Here is a 25,093-nt window from a genome sequence, read left to right on the forward strand (position 1 = left end):
CGTTAGCGAAGCCGGGTGAGGGGTCTCTCTCCGCGGATGCGAACCCCTCGATCGCTGCAATGTCATCCGCGGAAACAACCCCTCATCCGGCGCGCTGCGCGCGCCATCTTCTCCCACAAGGGGAGAAGGAAGAAAGAACTCAACGTGCTCGCTTATATCGCCAGACGCATCGTCTACGTCGTCCCGATCGTCATCAGCGTGGCGCTGGTGTGTTTTCTGCTCGTGCACATCACGCCGGGCGATCCGCTCGTGGCCGTGCTGCCGGCCGACGCCTCGCAGGAGCTCGCCGCGCAGCTGCGCGCCGCCTATGGCTTCGACCGGCCGCTGCCGGTGCAGTTCGGGCTTTGGCTGCTGCGCGCGCTGCATGGCGATCTCGGCAATTCCATCGCCACGGGGCGTCCTGTGCTGGCCGAGGTCATGCGCGCGGTCGGCAACACCGTCACGCTGGCGATTGCCGCGGCCATCATCGGCTTCACCATGGGCATCCTGTTCGGCCTGATCGCCGGCTATTTTCGCGAGACCTGGATCGACAAGGTCGCGACCTCCTTCGCGATCGCCGGCGTCTCGGTGCCGCACTACTGGCTCGGCATGCTGCTCGTCATCATCTTCTCGGTGCAGCTGAACTGGCTGCCCGCGGTCGGCGCCGGGCCGAGCGGCTCCAACTCCTGGGCCTGGGACTGGGCGCATCTGAAATATCTGGTGTTACCGGCGATCACGACCTCGGTGATCCCGATGGGCATCGTCACCCGCACGGTGCGTGCGCTCACCGGCGACATCCTCAGTCAGGATTTCGTCGAGGCGTTGCGGGCCAAGGGTCTGCGCGAAACCGGCGTGTTCCGCCACGTCATCAAGAATGCCGCGCCGACCGCGCTCGCGGTGATGGGGCTTCAGCTCGGCTATATGCTCGGCGGCTCCATCCTGATCGAGACCGTGTTCTCCTGGCCGGGCTCGGGCTTCCTGCTCAATTCGGCGATCTTCCAGCGCGACCTGCCGCTGCTGCAAGGCACGATCCTGATTCTGGCGCTGTTTTTCGTGTTCCTCAATCTGCTGGTCGATATCGCGCAAGCCGCGATCGACCCGCGCATCAAGCGGGGCTAGCGGGATGAGCGAGCTTCCGTTGTCAGCCACCAGCGATGCCGCGCTCCAGGCCGCGCCCGCCACCAGGGCGCGGGGCTATTGGGCGACCGTCGGCCGCCGTATCATGCGCGACAAGGTCAGCATGGCCTGCGCGCTCGTGTTGTTGCTGATCTTCCTGTCCGCGGTCCTCGCGCCGTGGCTCGGTCTCGAAGACCCCTACAAGGGCTCGATGATCCGCCGCCTTCGCCACATCGGCACGACTGGCTATCCGCTCGGCACCGACGAGCTCGGCCGCGACATGCTGGCGCGGCTGATCTATGGCGGGCGGCTGTCGCTGGTCATCGGCATTTTGCCCGTGATCCTCGCCTTCTGCATCGGCACCTCGCTCGGCCTCGTTGCCGGCTATGTCGGCGGCAGGCTCAACACCGCGATCATGCGGACGGTCGACGTGTTCTACGCCTTCCCCTCCGTGCTGCTGGCGATCGCCATCTCCGGCGCGCTCGGGGCGGGCGTCCTCAATTCCATCGTGTCGTTGACCGTCGTGTTCGTGCCGCAGATCACCCGCGTCGCCGAGAGCGTCACCACTGGCGTGCGCAACATGGATTTCGTCGAGGCCGCGCGCGCCTCCGGCGCCGGCGCCTTCACCATCATGCGCGTGCACATCCTCGGCAACGTGCTCGGCGCCATCTTCGTCTATGCCACCAGCCTGATCTCGGTCTCGATGATCCTGGCGGCCGGCCTGTCCTTCCTCGGCCTTGGCACCAAGCCGCCGGAGCCGGAATGGGGCCTGATGCTGAACACCTTGCGCACCGCGATCTACATCAATCCCTGGGTCGCCGCGCTGCCGGGTGCGATGATCTTCGCAGTCTCGATCTGCTTCAATCTGCTCTCGGACGGCCTGCGTAGCGCCATGGACATCAGGAACTAGGTCATGCGTGCGTCAAACAACAGCGTCTCCGTAGCAAAGAACACCTCTCCCCGATGGGGAGAGGTGAAGGATACCTTCCATGTCTGAAGCAGCTCAACCGACCACCATGCTTGAGCCCGTCGAAGACCGCGGCGGCGTCGCGCAGCCGCTGCTTCAGGTCTCCGGCCTGACAAAACATTTCCCCGTACGCGGCGGGCTGTTCGCCGCCAAGCGCACCGTGCGCGCGGTCGACAACGTCTCCTTCGCCGTCGCCAAGGGCGAGACCGTCGGCATCGTCGGCGAATCCGGCTGCGGCAAGTCGACCACCGCGCGTCTCTTGATGCATCTGATGCCGCGCGATACCGGCGACATCATCTATGACGGCATGACCGTCGGCCAGTCGCTGAGCTTGCGCGAGCTTCGCCGCGGCATGCAAATGGTGTTTCAGGATTCCTACGCCTCGCTCAATCCGCGCCTCACGATCGAGGAATCCATCGCCTTCGGTCCCAAGGTCCACGGCATGGCCGACGGCGCGGCGCGCACCCTGGCGCGCGAGCTGCTCGGCAAGGTCGGCCTGCGCCCGGAAAACTTCGCCAGCCGCTATCCGCACGAAATCTCGGGCGGCCAGCGCCAGCGCGTCAACATCGCGCGAGCCCTGGCGCTGTCGCCGCGGCTGGTGATCCTGGACGAGGCCGTCTCCGCGCTCGACAAATCCGTCGAGGCGCAGGTGCTCAATCTGCTCGCCGATCTCAAGCGCGAGTTCGGCCTGACCTATCTCTTCATCAGCCACGACCTCAACGTCGTGCGATACATCAGCGACCGCGTGCTGGTGATGTATCTCGGCGAGGTGGTCGAGCTCGGCCCGGTCGACCAGGTCTGGGACCAGCCGGCGCATCCCTATACGCGCGCGCTGCTGGCGGCGATGCCGTCCTCCGATCCTGATAGCCGCACCGAGACGCCGCCGATCACGGGCGATCCGCCCAATCCGATCGATCCGCCCTCGGGCTGCCGCTTCCACACCCGATGTCCATTTGCGGAGCCGCTCTGCGCAAATGCGACACCAAAGCTCACTGCGCTCGATAATATGGGCCACGAGGCCGCGTGCTACATGGCGATTCCGGGTTCAGGCCATAGCCGCGCGCCGAGGGAGAAGACCTTATGACGAGACCGACGCCGAAAGAGATCAAACCGATCGCGCAAATCGCGGGCGTTCCCGTGGATGACGAGATCGCGACCCGCATCTCCAATTCCATCGGGCCTGCCTTCGAAGGCTTTGCGGCCATTGCCGGCACACTGCCGTTCGACCTCGAGCCTGCGCTCTATCCGATCGCGCAGACGCAGAAGGTGTCGAAATGAGCGCCGAGCCTGCCTTGATGACGCTCACTGAGGTCGCGCGTGCGATCGCGATGAAGCAGCTGTCCTCGCATGAGGTGACGCACGCGCTGCTGCATCGTATCGCGCAATGGCAGCCGCATCTCAATGCCTTCATGTCGATTGAAGCGGAGGCCGCGCTCAAGGCGGCGGAGACCGCCGACGCCGAGCTCGCCAAGGGCAGCGTCCGTGGTCCGCTGCACGGCGTGCCGCTCGCGCACAAGGACATGTATTACGACGCCGGCAAGGTCGCGACCTGCGGCTCGCTGATCCGCCGCGATTTCGTGCCGACCGTGACGTCCACCGCCTTGCAGCGGCTGAAGGACGCCGGCCAGGTCCGGCTCGGCACGCTGCACCTCGCCGAGTTCGCCTATGGCCCGACCGGGCACAACGCTCATTACGGCCCGGTGCGCAATCCCTGGAACGTCGCGCACATCACCGGCGGCTCGTCGTCGGGCTCCGGCTCGGCGGTTGCGGCGCGGCTGACCTATGCGGCGCTCGGCTCGGACACCGGCGGCTCGATCCGCATGCCCGCGCATTTCTGCGGCGTCACGGGCCTCAAGACAACCGTCGGCCGGGTCAGCCGTGCCGGCGCGATGCCGCTGTCGCAATCGCTCGACACGGTCGGCCCGCTCGCCCGCACCGCCGAGGATTGCGCGCTGCTGCTGGCGCTGATGGCCGGTGCAGACCCCGCAGATTCGACCTGTAGCCACGAGCCGTTGTCGGATTATGTGGCTGCGACCAAGGGCTCGCTGAAGGGCCTGAAGGTAGGGGTGCCCGCGTCCTTCTATGTCGACGATCTCGACAGCGAGGTCGCGCGCGTGCTGGACGAGACCATCGCCGTGCTCAAGCGCGAGGGTGCCGACATCGTCACGATCGAGCTGCCGGATCAGCGGCAATTGTCGTCGGCGAGCCAGCTCGTGCTCGCGGCCGAAGCCGCCGCCTTCCACAAACGCTGGATGATCGAGCGTCCGCAGGATTACAGCGCGCAGGTCCTGATGCGGCTTCAGAACGGGCTCGCCGTTCCTGCCATCACTTATCTGGAGGCGATGCGCTGGCGCGGCTCGGCGCTCGCCGCGCACAACGCGGCGACCGCGGGTGTCGATGCGGTGATCGCACCGGCTTCCCCAGTGCCGGCGCCGACCATCGAGGAAAGCGATGTCGGCGGTGGTCCGAACGCGCCGGCGCTGTTGCAGCGGCTGACGCTGTTCACCCGCCCGGTGAATTTCCTCGGTCTGCCGTCGCTCACGGTGCCGTCCGGCTTCACCAAAAGCGGCCTGCCTGTAGGCATGCAGCTGATCGGCCGCTCCTTCGATGAAGCCACCTTGCTCACCATCGGCGCCGCGTTCCAGCGCGTCACCGACTATCACGACCGGATACCGAAACTGCCGTCATGACAAAGCTCGTCGATATCTCAGGCCTCAACATCCGCTTCACCGGCGAGCGCACGGTCTATGCCGTGAACGATCTCAGCCTCTCGCTCGGCAACAGTGAGGTGCTGGGCCTGCTCGGCGAGTCCGGCTCGGGCAAGAGTGTGACGTTGCGTGCGCTGATGCGGCTGCTGCCGAAGAAGCGCACGCAAATTTCGGGCACGGTCAACGTGATGGGCCGCGACGTGCTCGCCATGAACGACGAGGAGCTCTCGTCGTTCCGCGGCCAGACCGTCTCGATGATCTTCCAGGAGCCCGCGCTCGCGCTCGATCCGGTCTACACCATCGGCGCGCAGATCGCCGAGAGCGTGGTGCGCCATGAAGGCAGGAGTTTTGCGGAAGGGCGGGCGAGGGCACTCGACATGCTCGAGGTCGTGCGCATCCCCTCGGCCAAGCGGCGGCTGGATGCCTATCCGCACGAGATGTCCGGCGGCATGCGCCAGCGCGCGATGATCGCGCTCGCACTGGCCTGCCGTCCCAAGATTTTGCTGGCGGACGAGCCGACCACGGCGCTCGATGCCACCGTGCAGATCCAGATCCTCTTGCTGCTGCGCGAGCTGCAGCGCGAGTTCGGCATGTCCGTCATCTTCGTCACCCATGACATCGGCGTTGCCATCGAGATCTGCGACCGCGTCGCGGTGATGTATGCCGGCCAGATCGTGGAGCAGGGGAGCCTGCGCGACATCGTCCGCTCGCCGGTGCATCCCTACGCCAGGGGCCTGCTCGCCTCCACCATCCACGGCGCCAAGCGCGGGGCGCGGCTCGAAACCATTCCCGGCACCCCGCCCTCGCTGGCCGAAAAACCCCACAATTGCTCCTTCGCCCCCCGCTGCAAGTTCGCCGAGCCGCGCTGCCTGGAGCAGCTGCCTGCGAATGTGGAGGTCGGGCCGGGCCGGGCGGCGAGGTGCGTGCTGGCGGAGCAGGTCACCGCACTGTCGTAATACTGAGCGCACCGGCCAGGGCCTGCTCTACTGTGCATGGGGTTGTTTTCGACATTTTTTGTCTGCACTGCGGCAACCGGCCAGCCACGAACGCCATTCAGACCCCATTCATCCCGATTCCGGTTCCATGCGGCCATTCACGCCAGAGGGACCTCACTTATGTACATTTCCAACGAAGGCCTGCTCGTCATCCTGTTCGTCGGCCTGGTCGCCGGCTGGCTGGCCGGAAAGATCGTGAGGGGCGCCGGGTTCGGCATCATCGGCGACATCGTGATCGGCATCGCCGGGGCCCTGGTGGCCAGCCTCTTGTTCCCAAAGCTCGGCATTCGTCTCGGCACCGGGCTCGTCTCCGAGATCGTCTATTCCGCCATTGGTGCCGTCATTCTGCTTCTGGTGGTGCGGCTGGTGCGCGGCGGGGGCCGGTTCTAGCCGGCGTTCGGCAGATCGGAGCTTGCGGCCTCTCCCTTTTCCGGGGAAGAGCCTGAAAGCCTGCAAGAAAAAGCCGCAAGCCTGTGAAATTCCGGACTTGCGCGGAAGTCTATCAGGGGTAGATGTGGCCCATCAGGGCCCCGGATTAATTCGACTGCGTTGACGGCCGGAAAACAGATGTTAATCCGAGGCGAGTACCCTGAATCGCCTTTGAAATCAGGGGCCTTGCCCCTCACCCGAAAGAGATCAGACTGATGGCAGCCATCCCTGGCGTCCGCCGTTCAGAGCTCGGTGACGCCTTGCGCGCTTGTCGCATGGCGTTCGTCGGCGTCGGCTTGATGAGCTGCATGATCAACCTGCTCTATCTGACCGGGTCGATCTTCATGCTGGAGGTCTACGACCGGGTGCTGCCGAGCCGCAGCATCCCGACCCTGGTCGGCCTGATCATCCTCGCCAGCTTCCTCTACATGGCGCAGGGCGTGCTCGACATGATCCGTAACCGCATTCTGGGGCGGATCGGCACTTCGCTCGACGAGGCCCTCAACAAGCGCGTATTCGACACCATCGTGCGACTGCCGCTGCTGGTCGGCAGCCGCAACGAGGGCCTCCAGCCGCTGCGGGACCTCGACAATGTCCGTTCCTTCCTCGGCGGCATGGGCCCGAGTGCGTTCTTCGACCTGCCCTGGCTGCCGCTCTATCTCGCCATCTGCTTCGCCTTCCACGTCCTGATCGGCGTCACCGCGCTGGTCGGCGCCATCATCCTGGTCGGCCTGACGCTGGTTACCGAATTCCTGTCCCGCCAGCCGGCGAAGGAGGCGATGGGGCTTGCCGCCCAGCGCAACGATCTCGCCCAGGCCAGCCGCCGCAATGCCGAAGTCATGGTGTCGATGGGCATGGCCAGCCGCATGAACCAGCGCTGGAGCGAGGCCAACGAAAAATATCTGGCCGGTAATCAGCGCGCGAGCGACGTCGCCGGCGGTCTCGGCGCGGTCGCAAAGGTGCTGCGCATGCTGCTGCAATCGGCCGTGCTCGCGGTCGGTGCCTATCTCGTCATCCATCAGGAGGCGACCGCCGGCATCATCATCGCCGGCTCGATCCTCTCCGCCCGCGCGCTGGCGCCGGTCGATCTGGCCATCGCCCACTGGAAATCCTTCGTCGCGGCCCGCCAGAGCTGGCAGCGTCTCACGCGGCTCCTCGAGCAGATGCCGGCGCAGGCGATGCCGACCCAATTGCAGGCACCCACCAGCCGGCTCTCGGTCGAAGGTGTCGCCATGGTGCCGCCCGGCGACCAGCGCCTCATCGTCCAGGACATCACCTTCGCGCTCACCGCCGGCAACGGCCTCGGCGTGATCGGGCCAAGCGGCTCCGGCAAGTCGTCGCTGATCCGCGCGCTGGTCGGCGTCTGGCAGCCGGTGCGCGGCAAGGTGCGGATCGACGGCGCGGCGCTCGACCAATGGTCAAGCGACGTGCTCGGCCGTCACATCGGCTACCTGCCGCAGGACGTTGAATTGTTCGGCGGCACCATCGCGCAGAACATCAGCCGGTTCGATCCCGAGGCCACCTCCGACGCGATCATCGCCGCGGCCAAGGAGGCCGGCGTGCACGAGATGATCATCAAGATGCGCGAGGGCTACAACACGCAAGTCGGCGAGCAGGGCGCCGCGCTCTCCGCAGGGCAGGCGCAGCGCGTGGCGCTGGCGCGCGCGCTCTACGGCAACCCGTTCCTGATCGTGCTCGACGAGCCCAACTCCAATTTGGACACTGAAGGCGACGAGGCGCTGACTCGCGCCATCCGCTCGGCGCGCGAGCGCGGCGCCATCGTCGTCGTGGTGGCGCACCGGCCGATCGGCGTCGAGGCGGTCGACCAGATCCTGGTGCTGCGCGATGGCCGCATGCAGACCTTCGGTCCCAAGGAGCAGGTGCTCGCCCAGGTGCTCCAGCCGCGCGTGACGCCGCCGGCGCCGATCAAGATCGTCAGCGAAGGTGGAGTGCCCAAGCCATGAGCACGTTGGCAATCGGCGGCCCGAAGCCTGCCGCGAAGAAGACGGTGCGCGATTCGATCAAGTTTCACCTGATGCTCGGGCTTGGGATCGTGCTGGTCCTGGTCGTCGGTCTTGGCGGCTGGGCTTCCACGGTGCTGATTTCGGGCGCGCTGATCGCGCCGGGGCAGATCGTGGTCGAATCCAATGTCAAGAAGGTGCAGCATCCGACCGGCGGCGTGGTCGGCGAGGTGCGCGCCCGCGATGGCGACGTGGTCAAGGCCGGCGACATCGTGGTGCGGCTCGACGACACCGTCACCAAGGCCAACCTTGCCATCGTCACCAAGAATCTCGATGCCGCGCAGGCGCGCGCGGCGCGGCTCCAGGCCGAGCAGCGCGGTGTCGACAAGATCGAATTCCCGCAAAGCCTCATCGAGCGCGCCGACGATCCTGACGTCAAGGTGCTGCTCTCCGCCGAAACCAAGCTGTTCGACGTCCGTGTCAACGGCCGCACCGGGCAGAAAGCGCAGCTGCGCGAGCGCATCACCCAGCTCAACGAGGAAATCGCAGGTCTCAGCGCCCAGGAGAAAGCCAAGGATCAGGAGATCGCGCTGGTGCAGAACGAGCTCACCGGCGTGCGCGAGCTCTACGACAAGCGCCTGGTGCAGATCTCGCGCCTGACCCAGCTCGAACGCGAACTCGGCGCGGCTCAACGGCGAGCGCGCGCAGTACATCGCCTCGCGCGCCCAGGCCAAGGGCAAGATCACCGAGACCGAGCTCCAGATCATCCAGATCGACAAGGACGTGGTCAGCGAGGTCTCCAAGGACCTGCGCGAGACCAACGACAAGATCGGCGAGCTGATCGAGCGCAAGGTCGCCGCCGAAGACCAGCTCCGCCGCGTCGACATCCGCGCGCCGCAGGACGGCATGGTGCTGCAATCGACGGTGCATACCGTCGGCGGTGTCGTCACCGCCGGCGATGCCCTGATGCTGATCGTGCCGCAGGCCGACGATCTCCAGGTCGAGGCCAAGGTCAACCCGGTCGACATCGACAAGCTCCAGATCGGCCAGAAGACGTTGTTGCGCCTGTCCGCCTTCAACCAGCGCACCACACCCGAGCTCAACGGCGTCGTCAGCCGCGTGTCGCCCGACGTCACCACAGACCAGCGCACAGGCCAGAGCTATTACACCATCCGCGTCTCGATGCCGGCCGAAGAGGTCGCCCGCCTCGGCGACGTCAAGATGATCCCCGGCATGCCCGTGGAAGCCTTCGTCCAGACCGGCGACCGCACCATGCTGTCCTATCTGATGAAGCCGCTGCACGACCAGCTGATGCGCGCGTTCCGGGAGAAGTGACGCGCGAAAGCGCGGCATCTCCCAGCGTCATTGCGAGCGCAGCGAAGCAATCCAGTCTGCCTCAGCGGAGAGATTTCTGGATTGCTTCGCTGCGCTCGCAATGACGACTTGGCTGTCAGTTTGCTATACTGCGATTGCAAACAGCAACCCGGCGGTCGACCATGCAATCCCCACCCTCCATCGCCACCGAATCCTTCTCCGACGCCGGCCTCGCGGTCGCACAACTCGAAGAGATCTATGAGCGCAACACAAAATTTCTGCGCGACCGGTTCGAGGCTTATGTCAATGGCGAAGCGGTCACCACACGGGTTCGCGCTTACTATCCCTTCGTCCGTCTCACCACCGCGACGCATGCGCGGCTGGACTCGCGCCTGTCCTACGGTTTCGTCCATGGCCCCGGCGTGCACGAGACCAGCGTGACGCGGCCGGATCTATTCCGCGCCTATCTCACCGAGCAGATCGAACTCCTGATCCAGAACCACGCGGTGCCCGTCGAGATCGGCGAGTCCACTGAACCGATCCCGATCCACTTCGCCTATCGCCGCGACATCAACATCGAGGCCGCCATTACCACCAGCGAGAACTCCGTCATCACGCGATCGCTGCGCGATGCGTTCGACGTGCCTGATCTCGCCACGATGGACGATTCGATCGCCGACGGCACCTTCGAGCTCCACCCCGGCGCGCCCGAGCCGCTATCCTTGTTCCGCGCGGCCCGCGTCGACTACTCGCTGCGTCGGCTTTACCACTACACCGGCACGGATCCCGAATATTTCCAGAACTTCGTGATCTTCACCAACTATCAGTTCTATGTCGACGCATTTGCGCAGCTCTGCCAGCAGCGGCTTCAATCCGGCGAGGCTGGTCTCGATGCCTTCGTCGCGCCCGGCAATGTGATCACGTGCAATGGCGGCGCCATCAGCGGAATGGCGCCCGTGCGCGCACCGCAGATGCCGGCCTTCCACCTGGTCGCACCCGACTATCGCGGCATCACCCTGATCAATATCGGCACCGGTCCATCCAACGCGCGCAACGTCACCGACCATGTCGCCGTGCTGCGGCCGCATGCCTGGCTGATGCTCGGTCATTGCGCTGGCCTGCGCAACACGCAGCGGCTCGGCGACTACGTCCTCGCCCACGGCTACGTGCGCGAGGATCACGTGCTCGACCGCGAGCTGCCGCCGTGGGTACCGATCCCGGCACTGGCCGAGATGCAGGTTGCGCTCGAGGAGGCGGTCGAGGACGTCACCGGCCTGGAAGGTTTTGAACTGAAGCGCCTGATGCGCACCGGCACCGTCGCGAGCGTCGACAACCGCAACTGGGAGATCTCCGGGCCGGCCGTGATCCGCCGCTTGTCGCAATCCCGTGCGGTCGCGCTCGACATGGAATCGGCCGCGATCGCCGCCAACGGCTACCGCTTCCGCGTCCCCTACGGCACGCTGCTCTGCGTCTCCGACAAGCCGCTGCATGGCGAGATCAAGCTCGCCGGCATGGCCAGCGAATTCTACCGTCGCCGCGTCGGACAGCATCTCGAGATCGGTCTGAAGGCGCTGGAGCGGCTGAAGCAGCAGGAATCGGAGCGGCTGCATTCGCGAAAGCTGAGGAGCTTTGCCGAGGTCGCGTTTCAGTAGCGCGTCCGTCCCGCTTGCCGGCAGGATCTGGCAGCAAGACTGTCGCACGCCCGAGACCGGCGTCCCCGTGAGAACGCAATCATCCCGGAATATCGCCGCCATAGCAGGGTTATCACGTCATCCGGGGCCGCGTAGTCAGAAGCAGGAGACAGCAATGATCACAGCAATGATCAGAGTCGTCGTGCTGGGAACGTTCGCAGCGGCGCTGTTCGCTTCGCCGGTATTGGCTGCGGGCGGTGGAGGAGGCGGTGGAGGTGGTGGCACCAGCTCCACGGATCCCTATGCGGGCGCCTATTCGGATCAGAAAGCGCAGTCCACCTACCCGAAACGCTCCAACCCAAAGGCAACCCAGAAAGGCAAGAAGCCGAACAACCAGTCCAGCATCGGTGATCCCGCATTCGCGGCCGGCTACCGCGCGGCCTATGACACGATCTACGAGCGCAACGACTATGCGGTCGCGATCGAGCAATTGAAGGCGCTCGGCCACGACGATCATCCGAACGTCGCCAATCTCATCGGTTACTCATATCGCAAGCTCGGCGACTACAAGCAGTCGCAGATTTGGTACGAGCGCGCGCTGAAGGCCGATCCGAATCACGTGCTGACCTGGCAGTATTATGGGCTTTGGCAGCTCGAGCAGGGTAACCGCGAGCAGGCAATGTTTCACCTGAGCCGCATCGCCGCGATCTGCGGGACCGATTGCGAGGAGTACAAGTCCCTGGCGAACGCGCTGGAGAAACCCACAGGCGCGGCCCTCGTTTACTGAGAACGCAGGGTGGGGCCGGCCCGCGGCTGCACGAAGCGCAGTCCGCTCGGCGTAGTCCACTATCGCGACAATAGGTGGGTTACGCCTTGGGCTAACCCATCTACACATGGTGACAAGCGAAGAAATTTTCAGCATTGTCTGGCGCGGGGGCTCGACCGGGACGACTTGATGCCACTCATGCGCGACAAGATCATTGGCCATGACCTCGAACGGCTGGCCTTTCGCTTCACCATGCTGAACGACGGCGATGTGGTACAGTGTCAGATCAGCGACGCCGCGATGGACGAGCTCGCGGGCATGCAGGGCACCGAAAGCAGCGCACGTCAGGCGCAGTTCCTGTCCCTGCGCGAGACCATCGAGCGGATCGCGTCAGACCTCTACGACGAAGCGCCGAGGTTTCAGGGCTATGTGGTGCGGATCTTTATGCGGCATTTGGGACGGTAAGGCGCACAACGCGCCCTCAATGTCGTCCTGGCGAAGGCCAGGACCCATTGCCACCGGCTTATATTGTTTGAAGAAGCTGTGGCTCCGCCATCCGCACAACTCTCATTCGGGGTAATGGGTCCTGGCTTTCGCCAGGACGACACCGGAGATGAGGCGCGGCCGGTCCATCGACGCAAACGGCCTGCTACTCCTCCAGCTTCTTCAGCAACAATTTCAGCGCCGTCGCCGCGAACACCTGCATGTTAGCGAGCCGGTCATTGCTGCCCGTCTCCAGCGTCATCACCTCTGCCGCAGGGCCCGCCACCGCCATGCAGCTATGGCCGGCGGCGTCGCCGTAGCGGTTGCTGGTGGGGCCGGCGGCTCCGGTTTCGGACAGGCCCCAGTCGCATCCGAAGCGCGTTCGCATCCGCTCAGCAAGTAGTTTCGCGTAGGGCTCCGATGAGGAGCGAAAGCCCTTCATGCCGTCGTCCGAAATATCCATCAGCACGCGCCTGGCGTCGCGGGTGTAGACCACGGCGCCACCGACGAAATAGGCGGACGCGCCGGGCACGGCGAGCAGGCTGGCCGAGATCAGGCCACCGGCCGAGGATTCTGCCACCGCAATGGTCTGTTTGCGCGCGATCAGCTTGGCCGCGACCTGTTCCGCAATGCCGACGAGCTCTTTCATGTCCTTCACCTCTGATCCTCGCAACTGTGCTCAGCCTTCCTAGCATATGACGGAAGCCTTGGCCGAGTTGCGGGCGGCGGGCAGGCCTGCTTGAATGGCGGGTACAAGAAGAGACATGCGTGGAAACGTGAGAAGGGAGACGTCATGGCGTCCCTGATCGCCGGCGGGGTGGATTGCGATTTGCATCCGGCCGTGCCGCATCTGACCAGCCTGCTGCCGTACTTGAACGATTATTGGCGCGATCAGGTGACGACGCGCGGCATGGTCGATCTCGTCTCGCAATCCTATCCGAAGAACTCGCCGATCGTGGCGCGGCCCGATTGGCGCCCCGAGAACGGCAAGCCTGGCGAAAGCCTGGCGGACATGCAGCGTCATGTGCTCGATCCTTTCCAGCTCAAACTCGCGATCTGCAATCCGCTCTACGGCGTGCAGATGGTGTTCTCCGAGGACATGCAGGCGGCCTTCTGCCGCGCGCTGAACGACTGGCTCGTCAAGGAATGGCTCGATCGTGATCCGCGGCTGCGTGGCTCGATCGTGATTCCCACGCAAAGCGTCGAGAAGGCCGTCGCCGAGATCGAGCGCTGCGCGCAGGATCGCCGCTTCGTGCAGGTGCTCATGCTGGTCATGGGCGACACGCCGCTCGGCAAGCGTGCGCTATGGCCAATCTATGCGGCCGCGGAAAGTCTGGAATTACCGATCGGCATCCATGCCGGTTCCGCCTACCACAATCCGCCCACCGCCGTGGGGTGGGGCTCTTATCACATCGAGGATTATGTCGGTCAGGCCCAGGCGTTCCAGACCCAGCTCACCAGCCTGATCGTCGAGGGCGTGTTCGCCAAATATCCGCGGCTGAAAATGGTGATGCTGGAATCCGGCGTCTCCTGGATCGCGCCCTATCTCTGGCGTTTGCACAAGTTCTGGCGCGGGGTGCGGATGGAGACGCCCTGGGTCGATCGCGCGCCGCTGGAGATTGTGCGCAGCAACATCCGCTTCTCGTTACAGCCATTTGATGCGCCGCCGGAACCTGAGACATTAATTCGCCTGTTTGATCATATGCAGTCGGACGAATTGGTCCTATTCTCCACGGACTATCCGCACTGGCAGTTCGACGGCCAGGACGCGCTGCCCGAAGGTCTGTCCCCCGATCTCGTGCACAAGATCATGATCGACAATCCGCATGCGACCTATCCCCGCCTGACTTAGCCCGCTGCCAAAGGAGGCAAGGCGATGAATATCCAGTTCCGCGAGAGCTCCGAAGCTGCTTCCCCACTGACTGCGAAAACCGCGATCGCGGATTGCGACATCCATCCGGCCCGCGCCACCCGCACCGAGCTCTATCCCTACCTCGCCAAACGCTGGCAGCATCACCTCGATATCTACGGCGTCCATGCCTATCAGGGCATGATGGAAGGCCCGCCCTATCCGAAAGCCCAGCCCAACGCCTCGCGCCGCGACGCCTATCCGCCGGAAGGCGGCCCGCAAGGTTCCTCCCTCTCCTTCATGCAGAAGCAGCTGCTCGATCCCAACAACGTGCAGCTCGGCGTGCTCAATCCGCTCAACGCCGGGCAGGGTATCCGCAATCACGAGCTCTCGGCCGCATTGTGCTCGGCGATCAACGACTGGCAGATCGACAAATGGACCAGCAAGGACAAGCGGCTGAAGGCGTCCATCGTCGTCGGCAATGAGGATGGGCTATCGGCCGCCGCCGAGATCCGCGAGCGCGCCGGCGACAAGAATTTCGTGCAGGTGCTGCTGCTCAGCCGCAATGTCGAGCCGCTCGGCCAGCGCCGTTATTGGCCGATCTATCAAGCCGCGGAAGAGGCCGGCCTTCCCGTCGGCGTGCACGCTTTCGGCTTCGGCGGCAATCCGATCACGCCGTCGGGCTGGCCGTCCTATTACATCGAGGAGATGGTGGGACACTCGCAGTGCCAGCAATCGGCGCTGGCGAGCCTCGTGTTGGAGGGCGTGTTCGCGCGCTTCCCGAAACTGAAGATGGTGATGATCGAGGCCGGCTTCGGCTGGGCGCCGTCGCTGGCGTGGCGGCTCGACAAGGCCTGGCAGCGGCTGCGCGGCGAGGTGCCGCATGTGAAGCGGCCGCCGTCGGAATATATCCGCGAGCAGGTGTGGTGGACCACGCAGCCGATGGAAGACCCGGAGCGGCGCGAGGATCTGTTCGACGTCATCAACTGGATCGGTTGGGACCGGCTCTTGTTCGCGACCGACTATCCGCATTGGGACTATGACGAGCCGTCGCGCGTGCTGCCGGCCGGCGTCAGCGAGACCAATCGCGAGGCGTTCTATCTCGGCAATGCGCGCAAGCTCTACGGACTGGCTTGATGGCGCGTCATGTGATCGCTGCGGTCGACGAGCTTCCGCCGGGCACGCGAAAATTCCTGGAGATCGACGGACGGCCGATCGCGGTCTTCAACATCAAGGGCGAATATTTCGGCCTGATGAACCGCTGCCCGCATCAGGGCGCGGCGTTGTGCGAAGGCCCGCTGATCGGCCTCGCGCAATCGAAGGATCCCGGCGAGATCGAATATACGAAACTCGGCGAGATCATCCGCTGCCCCTGGCACGGCTGGGAGTTCGACATCCGCACCGGCCAGTCCTATTGCGACCCCCGCCGCTTCCGCGTGAAGGCCTATCCGGCCAATGTCGAACCGGGCGCCAGCGTGGTGAAGGGGCCGTATGTCGCCGAGACGATCCCGGTAAAAGTCGAGAGCGACTACGTGGTGGTGGAGCTGTAGTCTCGCTTCTTCACCCTCCCCTGGAGGGGGAGGGTCGTTCGCGCGCAGCGCGAGCGGGGTGGGGTGATCTCTCCACTCGGGCACTGTTGGTTTTGGAGAAACCGTCACCCCACCCCGTCTCACATTTCGCTGCGGTCAATGTGAGCCGACCCTCCCCCTCCAGGGGAGGGTAGAGGCGCCCCGGAACGACGCCCTCTCAATGCCCCGCCACCGGCTCCGGCACCACGTCATAGGCCGGCACCGCCTTGCCGCCGCCGCGATACACCGTCGAGGCCGCGATGATGCCGAGCAGAGCTGCGAACATCAGCCAGAAGCCGGGCGAGGCCTTGTCGCCGCTCCGCTCGATCAGCCAGGTCGAGGCGAATGGCGTGAAGGTGCCGAACAGAGCGGCGGCGAGCGCGAAGGCGAGCGAGAAGCAGGTGGTGCGCACATGCGCCGGCACGATCTCGACGAGAGCACCGAGCATGGTGCCGCTGTAGACGCCGAAATCGAACGAGAACATCATCTCGACCGTGAGCAGCTTGCCGAAGGTCGGCGCCGTCACCAGCCAGTGCAGCGCCGGATAGGCGGTGACGAGCGAGAGGCTGGCGATGGCGAGCAGCACCGGCTTGCGGCCGATGCGATCGGACAGCGCACCGCCGACTGGATTCCAGATGAAGTTGGTCACCGCCACGAGCAGCGTGACCAGCAGCGCGTCCTGTGTCGACAGCTTCAGCACGGTCTTGCCGAAGGTCGGCGTGTACACCGTGACGAAATAGAACGTCGTCGTGGTCAGGATCGCGATCATCATGCCGAGGATGACGATGCGCCAGTTGGCGAGCGCGGACGCGAACACCTCGTTCGCGGTCGGATGCTTCTTCATGGCGAGGAAGGCCGGCGTCTCCTCCAGCGTCCGCCGCAGCAGGAAGATCAGCGGAATGATCAGGCAGCCGACGAAGAAGGGAATGCGCCAGCCCCAGGCGGCGACGGTGTCGGCCGGCATCACCTCGGAGAGGATGAAGCCGAGGATCGAGGCCACGAAGATCGCGACCTGCTGGCTCGACGACTGGAACGAAGTGTAGAAGCCGCGATTGCCGGGCGTTGCGATCTCCGCGAGATACACCGACACGCCGCCGAGCTCGACGCCCGCGGAGAAGCCTTGCAGCAGGCGGCCGATCAGCACGATGATCGGAGCCGCGATACCGATGGTTGCGTAGCTCGGGCAGAACGCGATGACCACGGTGCCGAAGGCCATGATGCCGAGCGTGACGATCAGGCCCTGGCGGCGGCCGATGCGGTCGATATAGGCCCCGAGCACGATCGCGCCCACCGGTCGCATCAAGGCGCCGAGCCAGAACACGCCGAACGTGTTGAGCAGCGAGGCGGTCTCGTTGGTGGAGGGAAAGAACGCCTTGCCGATCGCGGCGGCATAGAAACCGAACAGGAAGAAGTCGAACTGCTCGAGGAAATTGCCCGAGGTGGCGCGCAGGATGGCGCCGATGCGCGACTTGATCGCGGGTGGATTCGATGCGGCTGATCCAGCCATGGTGTTCTCCCCTTGGAAAGGCGTGGCCGGCCGGAATTCATCCTCACGGCCAGCCGACAGATTGATGCTGCGACAATCTGCCTCACCCCTTCCCGCACGGTGGGAGGCGAGTCAATCGATTTTGCCGAGGAAGCTGATGATTTTTCAGGCTTTATTTTGCGTTGCAGCGATCATCCAGTTCCGGAAGGCGGTCAACTTCGGCGCCTCGCGGCGGCCCTCCGGCGAGACCAGGTAGAAGCCGGCATCGGCCGGCAGCGCGATCTTGAAGGGCACCACGAGCCGGCCCTTGGCGATGTCGTCCTGCACGTAGGAAGTCCGGCCCATCGCGACGCCGATGCCGTCGATCGCGGCCTGGATGGTCATGAAGATCATGTCGAAGGTGATGCCGGGTTGCCTGGCGATATCGGCCGGCAGGCCCGCCGCCGTCAGCCACAGCCGCCAATCGTCGCTGTTGGCGTTGGAGGTGTGCAGCAGCGGATGGTTGCGCAGGTCCTGCGGCCGGCGCAGCGGCTTGTCGCCGCGCAGCAGTGACGGGCTGCACACCGGAAACAGCTCGTCCGCCATCAGCCAGTCGGCACGCAGGCCCGGCCACTGGCCGCGGCCGTAGCGGATCGCGGCATCGACGTCGTCGCGCTGGAAGTCGACAAGACTGGTCGAGGTGGTGATGCGGACATCGATGCCGGGATGCTGTTCCTGGAAATCGGTGAGCCGCGGCAGCAGCCATTTTGCGGCGAGCGAAGCCAGCGTCGACACCGTCAGCACCTTGTCGTCGTCCTTGCGCAGCAGCCGATCGGTGGCGAGGCGCAGGTCGTTGAAGGCAGCGCGGACGCCGGGGAGGTAATCCCGCGCCTCCGGCGTCAGCGCCAGCGCACGGTTCTGCCGGACGAACAGGCGGATGCCGAGCTCCTCCTCCAGCCTTCGGATCTGATGGCTGATCGCGGTCTGGGTCACGTTCAGCTCGGCCGCCGCCAGCGTGAAGCTGAGATGGCGCGCAGCGGCCTCGAACGCCCGCAATCCGTTCAGGGACGGCAATCTGGCAGTCATTTGGCAGCAGGATACATGACGTTATTTCATGCGAAAAGGTACAAATTGTCGTTTGTCGCGGCGCAGCAGAAGGCAGATATTCGCGGTCAAATTAGCTCCAGGAGCTGAAGATGTCTACGTTGACCCAGAATTCGATGACAAATCATCATGCGCCAGGTCTGCTCCACCAGATCGGCGACACCCTCCACCTCTGGCATGAGCGCTACCGTAACAGGCGCGAGCTCACCAACTGGACCGCGCGCGATCTACAGGACGTCGGCCTGTCCTGGTCCGACATTGCCTATGAGGCCGACAAACCCTTCTGGCGGGCCTGATAGGCCGTCAGGCCGGCGCCGCCTGATCACGGGGGCGCCGGCGGTCCCCTTTTCGCACGGTGCCGGTCATGAGTACGCTTCGCCTCGAAGATCTCACGCAATATTCGGATACGCTGCGCACCCGGCAGGGTGAGGCCGTCACCGTTCGCTTCGTCGAGCCGCGCGATACCGAGGAGCTCCAGCACTATTTCCGCTCGCTCTCGACCCGCTCCCGCTACAACCGCTTCTTCGGCGCGATCAGCGAATTGCCGAAGGGGCTGCTGCACGATTTCCTCGAGGTCGGTGAGCGCGAGCGCTTCACCGCGGTCGCGACCATGATGGTCGACGGCTTCGAGACCATCGTCGCCGAAATGCGCTATGCGCTCCATGCGGAAACATCGACGCTCGAGTTCGGCCTGTCGGTCGATGATCGCTGGCACGGCCACGGCATCGCCACCGCGCTTCTGAAGAATCTCGAATGCCGCGCCGCCGCGCTCGGCGCCGAGCGCATCTTTGGCGACACGCTGCGCTCCAACGAGACCATGATCTCGCTCGCCCGCAAATCCGGCTTCGCCTTCGTCAACCATCCCGACGATTGGAAGCTGGTGCGCTTCGACAAGGAGATCACGGTCGCACCGAAAGACATTCCCTGTGCGAGCTGGCGGCTCGCCGCGCTTTCCCGTCAGGCCGACAGCCCCTCAGCCTCGGCCTGACACCACTCGATGCCCGGCTTGCTGCCGGGCATTTTTTTGCGCCACCTACTTCCCCGTGAACACCGCCTTGCGCTTCTCGATGAAGGCCTGCACCGCCTCCTTGTGATCGGCGGTCGTGGTGAGGCGAATCAACCGTTCAGCCTCGTGATCCCGGGCGGTCTCGAAGTCGAACAGCACGGCCTCGTCGAGATTGTCCTTCATGTAGCGCAGCGCGAGGCGCGGGCCTTCGGCGAGCGATTTGGCCAGCGCGAAGGCCTCCGCTTGCAGCCTGTCGTCGGGCACCACACGGTTGACGAGACCGATGGCCTCGCACCTGACAGCGTCGACACGGTCGCCGGTGAACATCAATTCGCGCGCCCGTGCGGTGCCGACCAGCCGGGTGAGCAGCCAGGCGATGCCGTAATCACCGCTGAGCGCGATGCGGGCGTAGCCGGTGGCAACGAAGGCGGATTGCGCAGCGATGCGGATGTCGCAGGCCATGGCGATGGCAAGCCCGGCGCCGACCGCGGGGCCGGGCAGGGCGGCGATCGTCGGCTTGCGCACCGACACCAGCGCGCCGGTGAGCAGCCGCTGCCGCTCCTGGAGATCGGCGATACGATCCTCGAGCGGCATCTCCAGCTTCTTCGGATCGCGATGCGCGCCCATGCCCTTGACGTTGCCGCCGGCACAAAAGGCTTCACCCGCGCCGGTGAGCAGCAGCGCGCCGACATCAGGACTCTCGCCGCAGCTCCGGATCATCGTGCGCAGCGCTGGCGTCAGCGTGTCGGACAGCGAGTTGCGCGCCTCGGGCCGATTCAGCGTGATGACAGCGACGCGGTCGCGGATCACGCAGAGCAGTTCATCGGTGCCGGTATCGATGGTGGTTTCCGTCGTCATGTCGCCTCCCTTATTCGCCCGTCATTGCGAGGAGCCCGCGACAAAATTGCGAAGCAATTTTGCGCTGGCGACGAAGCAATCCGGTCTGTATCCGCGGAGATATCTCTGGATTGCTTCGCTTCGCTCGCAATGACGATTGTTGTGACGCTATTGCCTCAAAACACCGCCTCAAAAATTCTCCACCCACGGCCGCAACTCCAGCTCCCAGCTCCAGGCGCTGCGCGGCTGCTGCAATACGTTCCAATAGCTCTGCGCGATGGCGTCGGGGTCGAGCATCGAGTCCGGCTTGTCGGCCGGCTCGGCGCGTGCCGCGCTGCGGATCGCGCCGTCGATGACGAAATGCGCGACATGGATGCCCTGCGGCGACAATTCGCGCGCCATGCTCTGCGCGAGGCCGCGCAGCGCGAACTTGCCCATCGCAAAGGGCGTCGACTGCGCATAGCCCTTGACGCTGGCGGAGGCGCCGGTGAACAGGATCGCGCCGTGCTTGTTCGGCAGCATGCGTTTGGCCGCCTGCTGCGCCACCAGGAAGCCGCCATAGGCGCTGACCGCGATCGCCTGCGCGACTTCGACAGGGACCAGGTCGAGGAACGGTCCGCGCGTGCGGCCGCTGGCGTTGTAGACGACGAGGTCGGGCGTGCCGATCTCGCGCTCGACCAGGCCGAACAGCCGCTCGACCTCCTCAGGCTCCGTAGCGTTGCAGGCATAGGCCTTGGCCCCGGTCTCGGTACAGAGCGCGCCCAGCTTCTCGATCTTGCGCGCGGCAAGGGCGACGCGGATGTTCTGGGCGGCAAACAGCCGCGCCAGCGACGCGCTCAATCCTTCGCCGGCGCCGACGATGAGCGCGATCTTGTATTTTGGGTGTTCCATGGCGTGATCTCTCGGAGACGGGGAGCCGTTGATCTATGCATGGTCCGCGCGGACAACCAGCCGGGGCGGTCACAATTCCGCAGGGCGAATTGCTCCCCCGCGGCGATCATGCCGCCCTGACGATTTGCGGCTTTATCCGCATCCGCCTCTGGAGCATGATCGACATCATTCCAAGCGGCAAGCGCAAAGAATTGCCGTCGGGCGGAAACGAAGAGGACGATCATGCACAAGCCGGTCCCAGCGCAGCCAGCACGTGTCGCGGCCGAGCCGTCTGGCCTGCTGGCGCCCGACACGTCAGGCATGAATTTCTATCGCGCCGATCCCGCGCTGACGGACCTCTTGCGCATCCATCTGCCGGACACGCTGTTCCGCCATATCGAGCCGCATCTCGATCGCCTCGGCGAACTCGCCGGCGGCCCGCTCGACGAATGCGCGCGGCTTGCCGACCGGCATACGCCGATCCTGCATCAGCGCGACAAGTTCGGCCGCGATGTGCAGTGGATCGAATATCATCCGGCCTATCGCGAGCTGGAGAGGGCCGCGTTCGGTGAGTTCGGCATCCACGCGCTCTCGATCCGCAAGGGCATCATGGGCTGGCCGGACAAATATCCCGTGGTCGCCAAGCACGCCTTCACCTTCCTGTTCAACCAGACTGAATTCGGCATGGGCTGCCCGATCAACGTCACCGACGGCTGCGCCAAGCTGCTGGCGGATTTCGGCAGTGAGGCGCTGAAGACCAAATATCTCGATGGTCTCACGCAAACGGACATGAGCAAGCTGACCCAGGGCGGCCAGTTCATGACCGAGAAGGAAGGTGGCTCCGACGTCGGCACGCTGACCACGCGCGCGGTGCAGGAGGGCGATCATTGGCGCCTCTATGGCGAGAAATGGTTCTGCTCGAACGCGGACGCCAAGGTCGTCATGCTGCTGGCGCGCCCTGAAGGCGCCGGCCCCGGCACCCGCGGCGTCGGCCTGTTCCTGATGCCGCGCTTCCTCGACGATGGCGCGCAGAACCACTACCGGATCGTGCGCCTCAAGGACAAGCTCGGCACCCGCTCGATGGCCTCGGGCGAGATCAAGCTCGAAGGCGCGATCGCCTATGCGGTCGGCAAGCTCGATCGCGGCTTCGTACAGATGGCCGAGATGGTGAACTCGTCGCGGCTCTCAAATGGCGTCAAATCCGCCGCGCTGATGCGCCGCGCCTATCACGACGCAATGACGGTCGCGAAGAACCGCGTGGTGTTCGGCAACCGCATCATCGACCTGCCGCTGGGACGGCGGCAGATGCTGAAGATCATGCTGCCGGTCGAGCAGGCGCTGTCGATGAGCTTCCTCACCGCCGACGCGCTCGATCGCGCCGAGGCCGGCAGCCAGGATGCGGCGGCACTCTTGCGCATCCTCACCCCGACACTGAAATTCCGCGCCACGCGCGATGCGCGAAAGGTCTGCGGCGATGCGCTCGAGATGCGTGGCGGCATCGGCTATATCGAGGAGTTCGCCACTGCCCGCCTGCTGCGGGATGCCCATCTCGGCTCGGTCTGGGAAGGCACCGGCAACATCGTCGCGATCGATGCGCTGCGGCGCGCGGTCGGTCGCCATGGCGCGGAATCCGCGCTGGCCGCGGATCTGCATGCCCGGCTCGACGACAGCGCGTCCGTGCCGCAGGCCTGGCGTGATAATCTGCGCGGTCTTGTCGATCGTGCCGTCGGCTTCGCACGCGAGGTCGCGGGCAAGGCCGACAATGAGGCGGACGCGCGTCGCGCCACCAGCCTGCTCTATCATGTCGCCAGCGCCGTCGCGCTGGCCTGGGAAGGGCATCGCATCCACGACATGCGCGGCGATGCGCGCCGGCTGTTGCTGTCGCGTCTCGTGATCGACCACCGCGTGTTGCCGAGCGATCCGTTCCGGCTGACGGAAAATCCAGTGCAGCAGAAGATCGCCGCGCTGCTGCTCGGCGATCGCGACGGCAGCATGAGCGAGGTTGGCGAACTGGTTCTGGCGGCGTAGGCTCTTCACCTCTCCCGTAGGGAGAGGTCGATTTGCGCAGCAAATCGGGTGAGGGGTCCAGGTCCCACGAGGGAGCGTAACCCCTCACCCGGCGCTTCGCGCCGACCTCTCCCCATGGGAGAGGTAAAACGAAACAACAACACCGAGGAAACACCGATGAAGGCCGCCGTCCTCTATGAAGTCAACCAGCCGCTCGTCATCGAGGATGTCAGCCTGCCGAAGCCCGGCCCGCGCGAGGTCCTGATCCGCACGGCGGTCGCCGGCCTCTGTCACTCCGATCTGCACTTCATGGAGGGGCTCTATCCGCATCCACTGCCCGCGGTGCTTGGGCACGAGTCCGCCGGCGTGGTCGAGCAGGTCGGCTCCGACGTCACTTACGTCAAGCCCGGCGATCACGTCGTCACCTGCCTCTCGGTCTTCTGCGGCACCTGCGACAACTGCACGACGGGGCGCACCGTGCTCTGCACCGACACCACGGTGAAGATGCTGCCGGGCGTCTCCAACCGAATGCAATGGTCCAGACCAGAGAAGCTGCACCAGTTTCTCAACCTCTCGTCCTTCGCCGAGCAGATGCTGGTGCATGAGAACGCGATCGTCAAAATCCGCAAAGAAATGCCGCTGGATCTCGCCGCGCTGATCGGCTGCGGCGTCATCACCGGCTACGGCGCGGTCGTGAACACGGCCAAGGTGACGGCCGGCGAGACCGTGGCGGTGATCGGCTGCGGCGGCGTCGGGATGGCCGCGATCAACGGCGCGCAGATCGCCGGCGCCGGCCGCATCATCGCCATCGACACCAATCCGGCAAAACTCCAGCTCGCGACCAAGCTGGGAGCGACCGACATCATCAACCCCGCCGACGGCGACGTCGTGAAGCAGGTGCGCGACCTCACCAATGGTGGCGTGCACCATTCCTTCGAGGTGCTCGGCCGCAAGGAGACCGCGGAGCAGGCCTTTGCCATGCTCGCTTCGGGCGGCACGGCCACCATCGTCGGCATGATCCCGTTCGGCCAGAAGATCGAGCTGCACGGCTTTGACTTCCTGCGCGAGCGCAAGATCCAGGGCTCCTCGATGGGCTCGAACCATTTTCGCGTCGACATGCCGCGGCTGGTTGACTTCTACCTGCGCGGCCGGCTGCAACTGGAGGACTGGATCTCGGCCAAGCTGAAGCTAAACGAGATCAACGAGGGCTTTGCCAACATGAAAGCCGGCAAGACGCTGCGCAGCGTGATCGTGTTCGATAGCTGACACTGGCGTTTGCCGGCTGCTCAGGCTTGTCGCCCCAATTCAGGTGTCATCGCCCGGCTCGAGCGATCCAGTACGCCGCGGCAGAAGTTGTGTGAACGAACTGCGGCCGCGGAGTACTGGATGCCCCGGTCCCGGCTCCGCCAAGGCTACGCCGGGGCCACAAGGGTGCTCGGCCGCCGAAGCTTTAGCGAAGGCGGCAAGCCGGGGCATGACAGCGGAGTGTAAAGATAGTTACCTCAACTCACCGCGAAACGTGCGCGGATACGGCGAGCCATGTCCCGTTCGTCTTCGCCCAGCAATCGGTATATCGCCCACTCGCCCGCTGGCCATCCGCCGTGGTGTAGCTGGTCGCGGCGTGGATGATGGCGAAGTCGCCCATGATGCGGATGATGACGTCATGCGCATGCAAATTGCGGATCGCGATCGGCCGCGCCGTCTGCTCCAGGAAGGCTGTGCGATCGACCAGCGTCTTGTCGGGATTGGAGCAGTCGAACTCCGGCGCCAGGATCTCGTCAAAGCGCTTGACGTCGCAGTTCTGCACGGAGGCGACATAGTCGCGGTTGAGCGCGGTGAGCTGTTCGAGGTCGTTGCTCATTCTATTTTCTCCCTCTCGGGGATGTGCGTAGCGCAAAATCTCGACGTTGTTTTTACCCCGTCATTGCGAGGAGCCCTTGCGACGAAGCAATCCAGAATCGTTCCGCAGTGACAGCCTGGATTGCTTCGCGGAGCCTGTCATCGGGCCGCGCTTCGCGCGGACCCTTTGGCTCGCAAT

The 25,093-nt window shown here is 64.9% G+C and carries 24 protein-coding genes and 1 pseudogene; 19 read left to right on the plus strand and 6 right to left on the minus strand.

The genetic code is table 11. The features are described 5' to 3' along the window. Window positions 1-144 precede the first annotated feature (144 nt). The 12 genes and pseudogenes from ACSKB8_RS12840 (at window position 145) to ACSKB8_RS12895 (ending at window position 12,331) form a co-directional block, all read left to right on the plus strand. Window positions 145-1,098 (plus strand): ABC transporter permease, encoded by a 954-nt coding sequence (locus tag ACSKB8_RS12840; RefSeq protein WP_438104453.1) that lies wholly within the window; start codon window positions 145-147, stop codon window positions 1,096-1,098. 4 nt (window positions 1,099-1,102) lie between these two features. Further along, window positions 1,103-2,005 (plus strand): ABC transporter permease, encoded by a 903-nt coding sequence (locus tag ACSKB8_RS12845; RefSeq protein ID WP_438104455.1) that lies wholly within the window; start codon window positions 1,103-1,105, stop codon window positions 2,003-2,005. 79 nt (window positions 2,006-2,084) lie between these two features. Then, window positions 2,085-3,146 carry an ABC transporter ATP-binding protein gene (locus tag ACSKB8_RS12850; protein WP_438104457.1) on the plus strand — a complete coding sequence of 354 codons (1,062 nt, stop codon included), beginning with the start codon at window positions 2,085-2,087 and terminating at the stop codon, window positions 3,144-3,146. Next, on the plus strand, window positions 3,143-3,340 hold the full coding sequence (locus tag ACSKB8_RS12855) for a hypothetical protein (protein ID WP_018321359.1): 198 nt from the start codon (window positions 3,143-3,145) through the stop codon (window positions 3,338-3,340). The genes ACSKB8_RS12850 and ACSKB8_RS12855 overlap by 4 nt, the downstream gene beginning before the upstream one ends. After that, window positions 3,337-4,752 carry an amidase gene (locus ACSKB8_RS12860; RefSeq protein ID WP_438104459.1) on the plus strand — a complete coding sequence of 472 codons (1,416 nt, stop codon included), beginning with the start codon at window positions 3,337-3,339 and terminating at the stop codon, window positions 4,750-4,752. The genes ACSKB8_RS12855 and ACSKB8_RS12860 overlap by 4 nt, the downstream gene beginning before the upstream one ends. Then, window positions 4,749-5,726 (plus strand): ABC transporter ATP-binding protein, encoded by a 978-nt coding sequence (locus tag ACSKB8_RS12865; RefSeq protein WP_438104461.1) that lies wholly within the window; start codon window positions 4,749-4,751, stop codon window positions 5,724-5,726. Before ACSKB8_RS12860 ends, ACSKB8_RS12865 begins: the two co-directional genes overlap by 4 nt. 159 nt (window positions 5,727-5,885) lie before the next feature. Next, on the plus strand, window positions 5,886-6,155 hold the full coding sequence (locus tag ACSKB8_RS12870) for a GlsB/YeaQ/YmgE family stress response membrane protein (protein ID WP_091890659.1): 270 nt from the start codon (window positions 5,886-5,888) through the stop codon (window positions 6,153-6,155). A gap of 254 nt (window positions 6,156-6,409) precedes the next feature. Further along, a complete protein-coding gene (locus ACSKB8_RS12875; RefSeq protein ID WP_438104463.1) occupies window positions 6,410-8,158 on the plus strand; it encodes a type I secretion system permease/ATPase in 1,749 nt (582 codons plus the stop codon). Next, a pseudogene (locus ACSKB8_RS12880) lies at window positions 8,155-9,490 on the plus strand (HlyD family type I secretion periplasmic adaptor subunit). The gene ACSKB8_RS12875 and the pseudogene ACSKB8_RS12880 overlap by 4 nt, the downstream one beginning before the upstream one ends. A gap of 161 nt (window positions 9,491-9,651) precedes the next feature. Further along, window positions 9,652-11,121, plus strand: coding sequence for an AMP nucleosidase (locus ACSKB8_RS12885; RefSeq protein ID WP_438104465.1), 1,470 nt, complete (start codon window positions 9,652-9,654; stop codon window positions 11,119-11,121). Window positions 11,122-11,275: 154 nt separating this feature from the next. Then, the gene (locus ACSKB8_RS12890) at window positions 11,276-11,887 is read left to right on the plus strand and encodes a tetratricopeptide repeat protein (protein ID WP_438104467.1); all 612 of its coding nucleotides are present in this window, start codon (window positions 11,276-11,278) and stop codon (window positions 11,885-11,887) included. A 177-nt stretch (window positions 11,888-12,064) separates the two neighbouring features. Continuing rightward, the gene (locus ACSKB8_RS12895; protein WP_244551202.1) at window positions 12,065-12,331 is read left to right on the plus strand and encodes a DUF1488 family protein; all 267 of its coding nucleotides are present in this window, start codon (window positions 12,065-12,067) and stop codon (window positions 12,329-12,331) included. Between the two features lie 184 nt (window positions 12,332-12,515). Here ACSKB8_RS12895 and ACSKB8_RS12900 read toward each other — a convergent pair whose 3' ends face one another. Further along, entirely contained in the window at window positions 12,516-12,998 is a 483-nt protein-coding gene (locus tag ACSKB8_RS12900) for a CinA family protein (RefSeq protein ID WP_438104469.1), read from the minus strand. A 144-nt stretch (window positions 12,999-13,142) separates the two neighbouring features. Between ACSKB8_RS12900 and ACSKB8_RS12905 the strand changes: the two genes are divergently transcribed. The 3 genes from ACSKB8_RS12905 to ACSKB8_RS12915 are packed head-to-tail and all read left to right on the plus strand — an operon-like array spanning window position 13,143 to window position 15,748. Further along, window positions 13,143-14,201, plus strand: coding sequence for an amidohydrolase family protein (locus tag ACSKB8_RS12905; RefSeq protein WP_438104471.1), 1,059 nt, complete (start codon window positions 13,143-13,145; stop codon window positions 14,199-14,201). A 24-nt stretch (window positions 14,202-14,225) separates the two neighbouring features. Beyond that, complete coding sequence (locus ACSKB8_RS12910; RefSeq protein ID WP_438104473.1) at window positions 14,226-15,335, plus strand: amidohydrolase family protein; 1,110 nt, start codon at window positions 14,226-14,228, stop codon at window positions 15,333-15,335. Next, entirely contained in the window at window positions 15,335-15,748 is a 414-nt protein-coding gene (locus ACSKB8_RS12915) for a Rieske (2Fe-2S) protein (protein WP_438104475.1), read from the plus strand. Before ACSKB8_RS12910 ends, ACSKB8_RS12915 begins: the two co-directional genes overlap by 1 nt. Before the next feature lie 196 nt (window positions 15,749-15,944). Here the strand turns inward: ACSKB8_RS12915 and ACSKB8_RS12920 are convergent, their stop codons facing one another. Both ACSKB8_RS12920 and ACSKB8_RS12925 read right to left on the minus strand, forming a co-directional pair. Next, window positions 15,945-17,273: an MFS transporter gene (locus tag ACSKB8_RS12920; protein ID WP_438104476.1), complete on the minus strand. Its 1,329-nt coding sequence runs from the start codon at window positions 17,271-17,273 to the stop codon at window positions 15,945-15,947. A 144-nt stretch (window positions 17,274-17,417) separates the two neighbouring features. Then, window positions 17,418-18,317, minus strand: a complete 900-nt coding sequence (locus ACSKB8_RS12925; RefSeq protein WP_438104477.1) for a transcriptional regulator GcvA — start codon at window positions 18,315-18,317, stop codon at window positions 17,418-17,420. Between the two features lie 110 nt (window positions 18,318-18,427). Between ACSKB8_RS12925 and ACSKB8_RS12930 the strand changes: the two genes are divergently transcribed. Both ACSKB8_RS12930 and ACSKB8_RS12935 read left to right on the plus strand, forming a co-directional pair. After that, window positions 18,428-18,631: a DUF1127 domain-containing protein gene (locus ACSKB8_RS12930; RefSeq protein WP_091890623.1), complete on the plus strand. Its 204-nt coding sequence runs from the start codon at window positions 18,428-18,430 to the stop codon at window positions 18,629-18,631. A 68-nt stretch (window positions 18,632-18,699) separates the two neighbouring features. Then, entirely contained in the window at window positions 18,700-19,323 is a 624-nt protein-coding gene (locus ACSKB8_RS12935; RefSeq protein WP_370987883.1) for a GNAT family N-acetyltransferase, read from the plus strand. A 45-nt stretch (window positions 19,324-19,368) separates the two neighbouring features. Here the strand turns inward: ACSKB8_RS12935 and ACSKB8_RS12940 are convergent, their stop codons facing one another. Further along, entirely contained in the window at window positions 19,369-20,199 is an 831-nt protein-coding gene (locus tag ACSKB8_RS12940) for an enoyl-CoA hydratase (RefSeq protein WP_438104480.1), read from the minus strand. 168 nt (window positions 20,200-20,367) lie between these two features. Beyond that, window positions 20,368-21,069 (minus strand): SDR family NAD(P)-dependent oxidoreductase, encoded by a 702-nt coding sequence (locus ACSKB8_RS12945; RefSeq protein WP_438104482.1) that lies wholly within the window; start codon window positions 21,067-21,069, stop codon window positions 20,368-20,370. Window positions 21,070-21,291: 222 nt separating this feature from the next. Between ACSKB8_RS12945 and ACSKB8_RS12950 the strand changes: the two genes are divergently transcribed. Both ACSKB8_RS12950 and ACSKB8_RS12955 read left to right on the plus strand, forming a co-directional pair. Beyond that, entirely contained in the window at window positions 21,292-23,076 is a 1,785-nt protein-coding gene (locus ACSKB8_RS12950; protein ID WP_438104483.1) for an acyl-CoA dehydrogenase family protein, read from the plus strand. A gap of 156 nt (window positions 23,077-23,232) precedes the next feature. Next, entirely contained in the window at window positions 23,233-24,321 is a 1,089-nt protein-coding gene (locus ACSKB8_RS12955; RefSeq protein ID WP_438104485.1) for a Zn-dependent alcohol dehydrogenase, read from the plus strand. A 241-nt stretch (window positions 24,322-24,562) separates the two neighbouring features. Here the strand turns inward: ACSKB8_RS12955 and ACSKB8_RS12960 are convergent, their stop codons facing one another. Continuing rightward, entirely contained in the window at window positions 24,563-24,916 is a 354-nt protein-coding gene (locus ACSKB8_RS12960) for a nuclear transport factor 2 family protein (RefSeq protein ID WP_438104487.1), read from the minus strand. Window positions 24,917-25,093 lie beyond the last annotated feature (177 nt).

Origin of the sequence: Bradyrhizobium sp. BR 1432, from assembly GCF_051547705.1 — a bacterium.
GTDB classification, from domain to species: domain Bacteria; phylum Pseudomonadota; class Alphaproteobacteria; order Rhizobiales; family Xanthobacteraceae; genus Bradyrhizobium; species Bradyrhizobium zhanjiangense.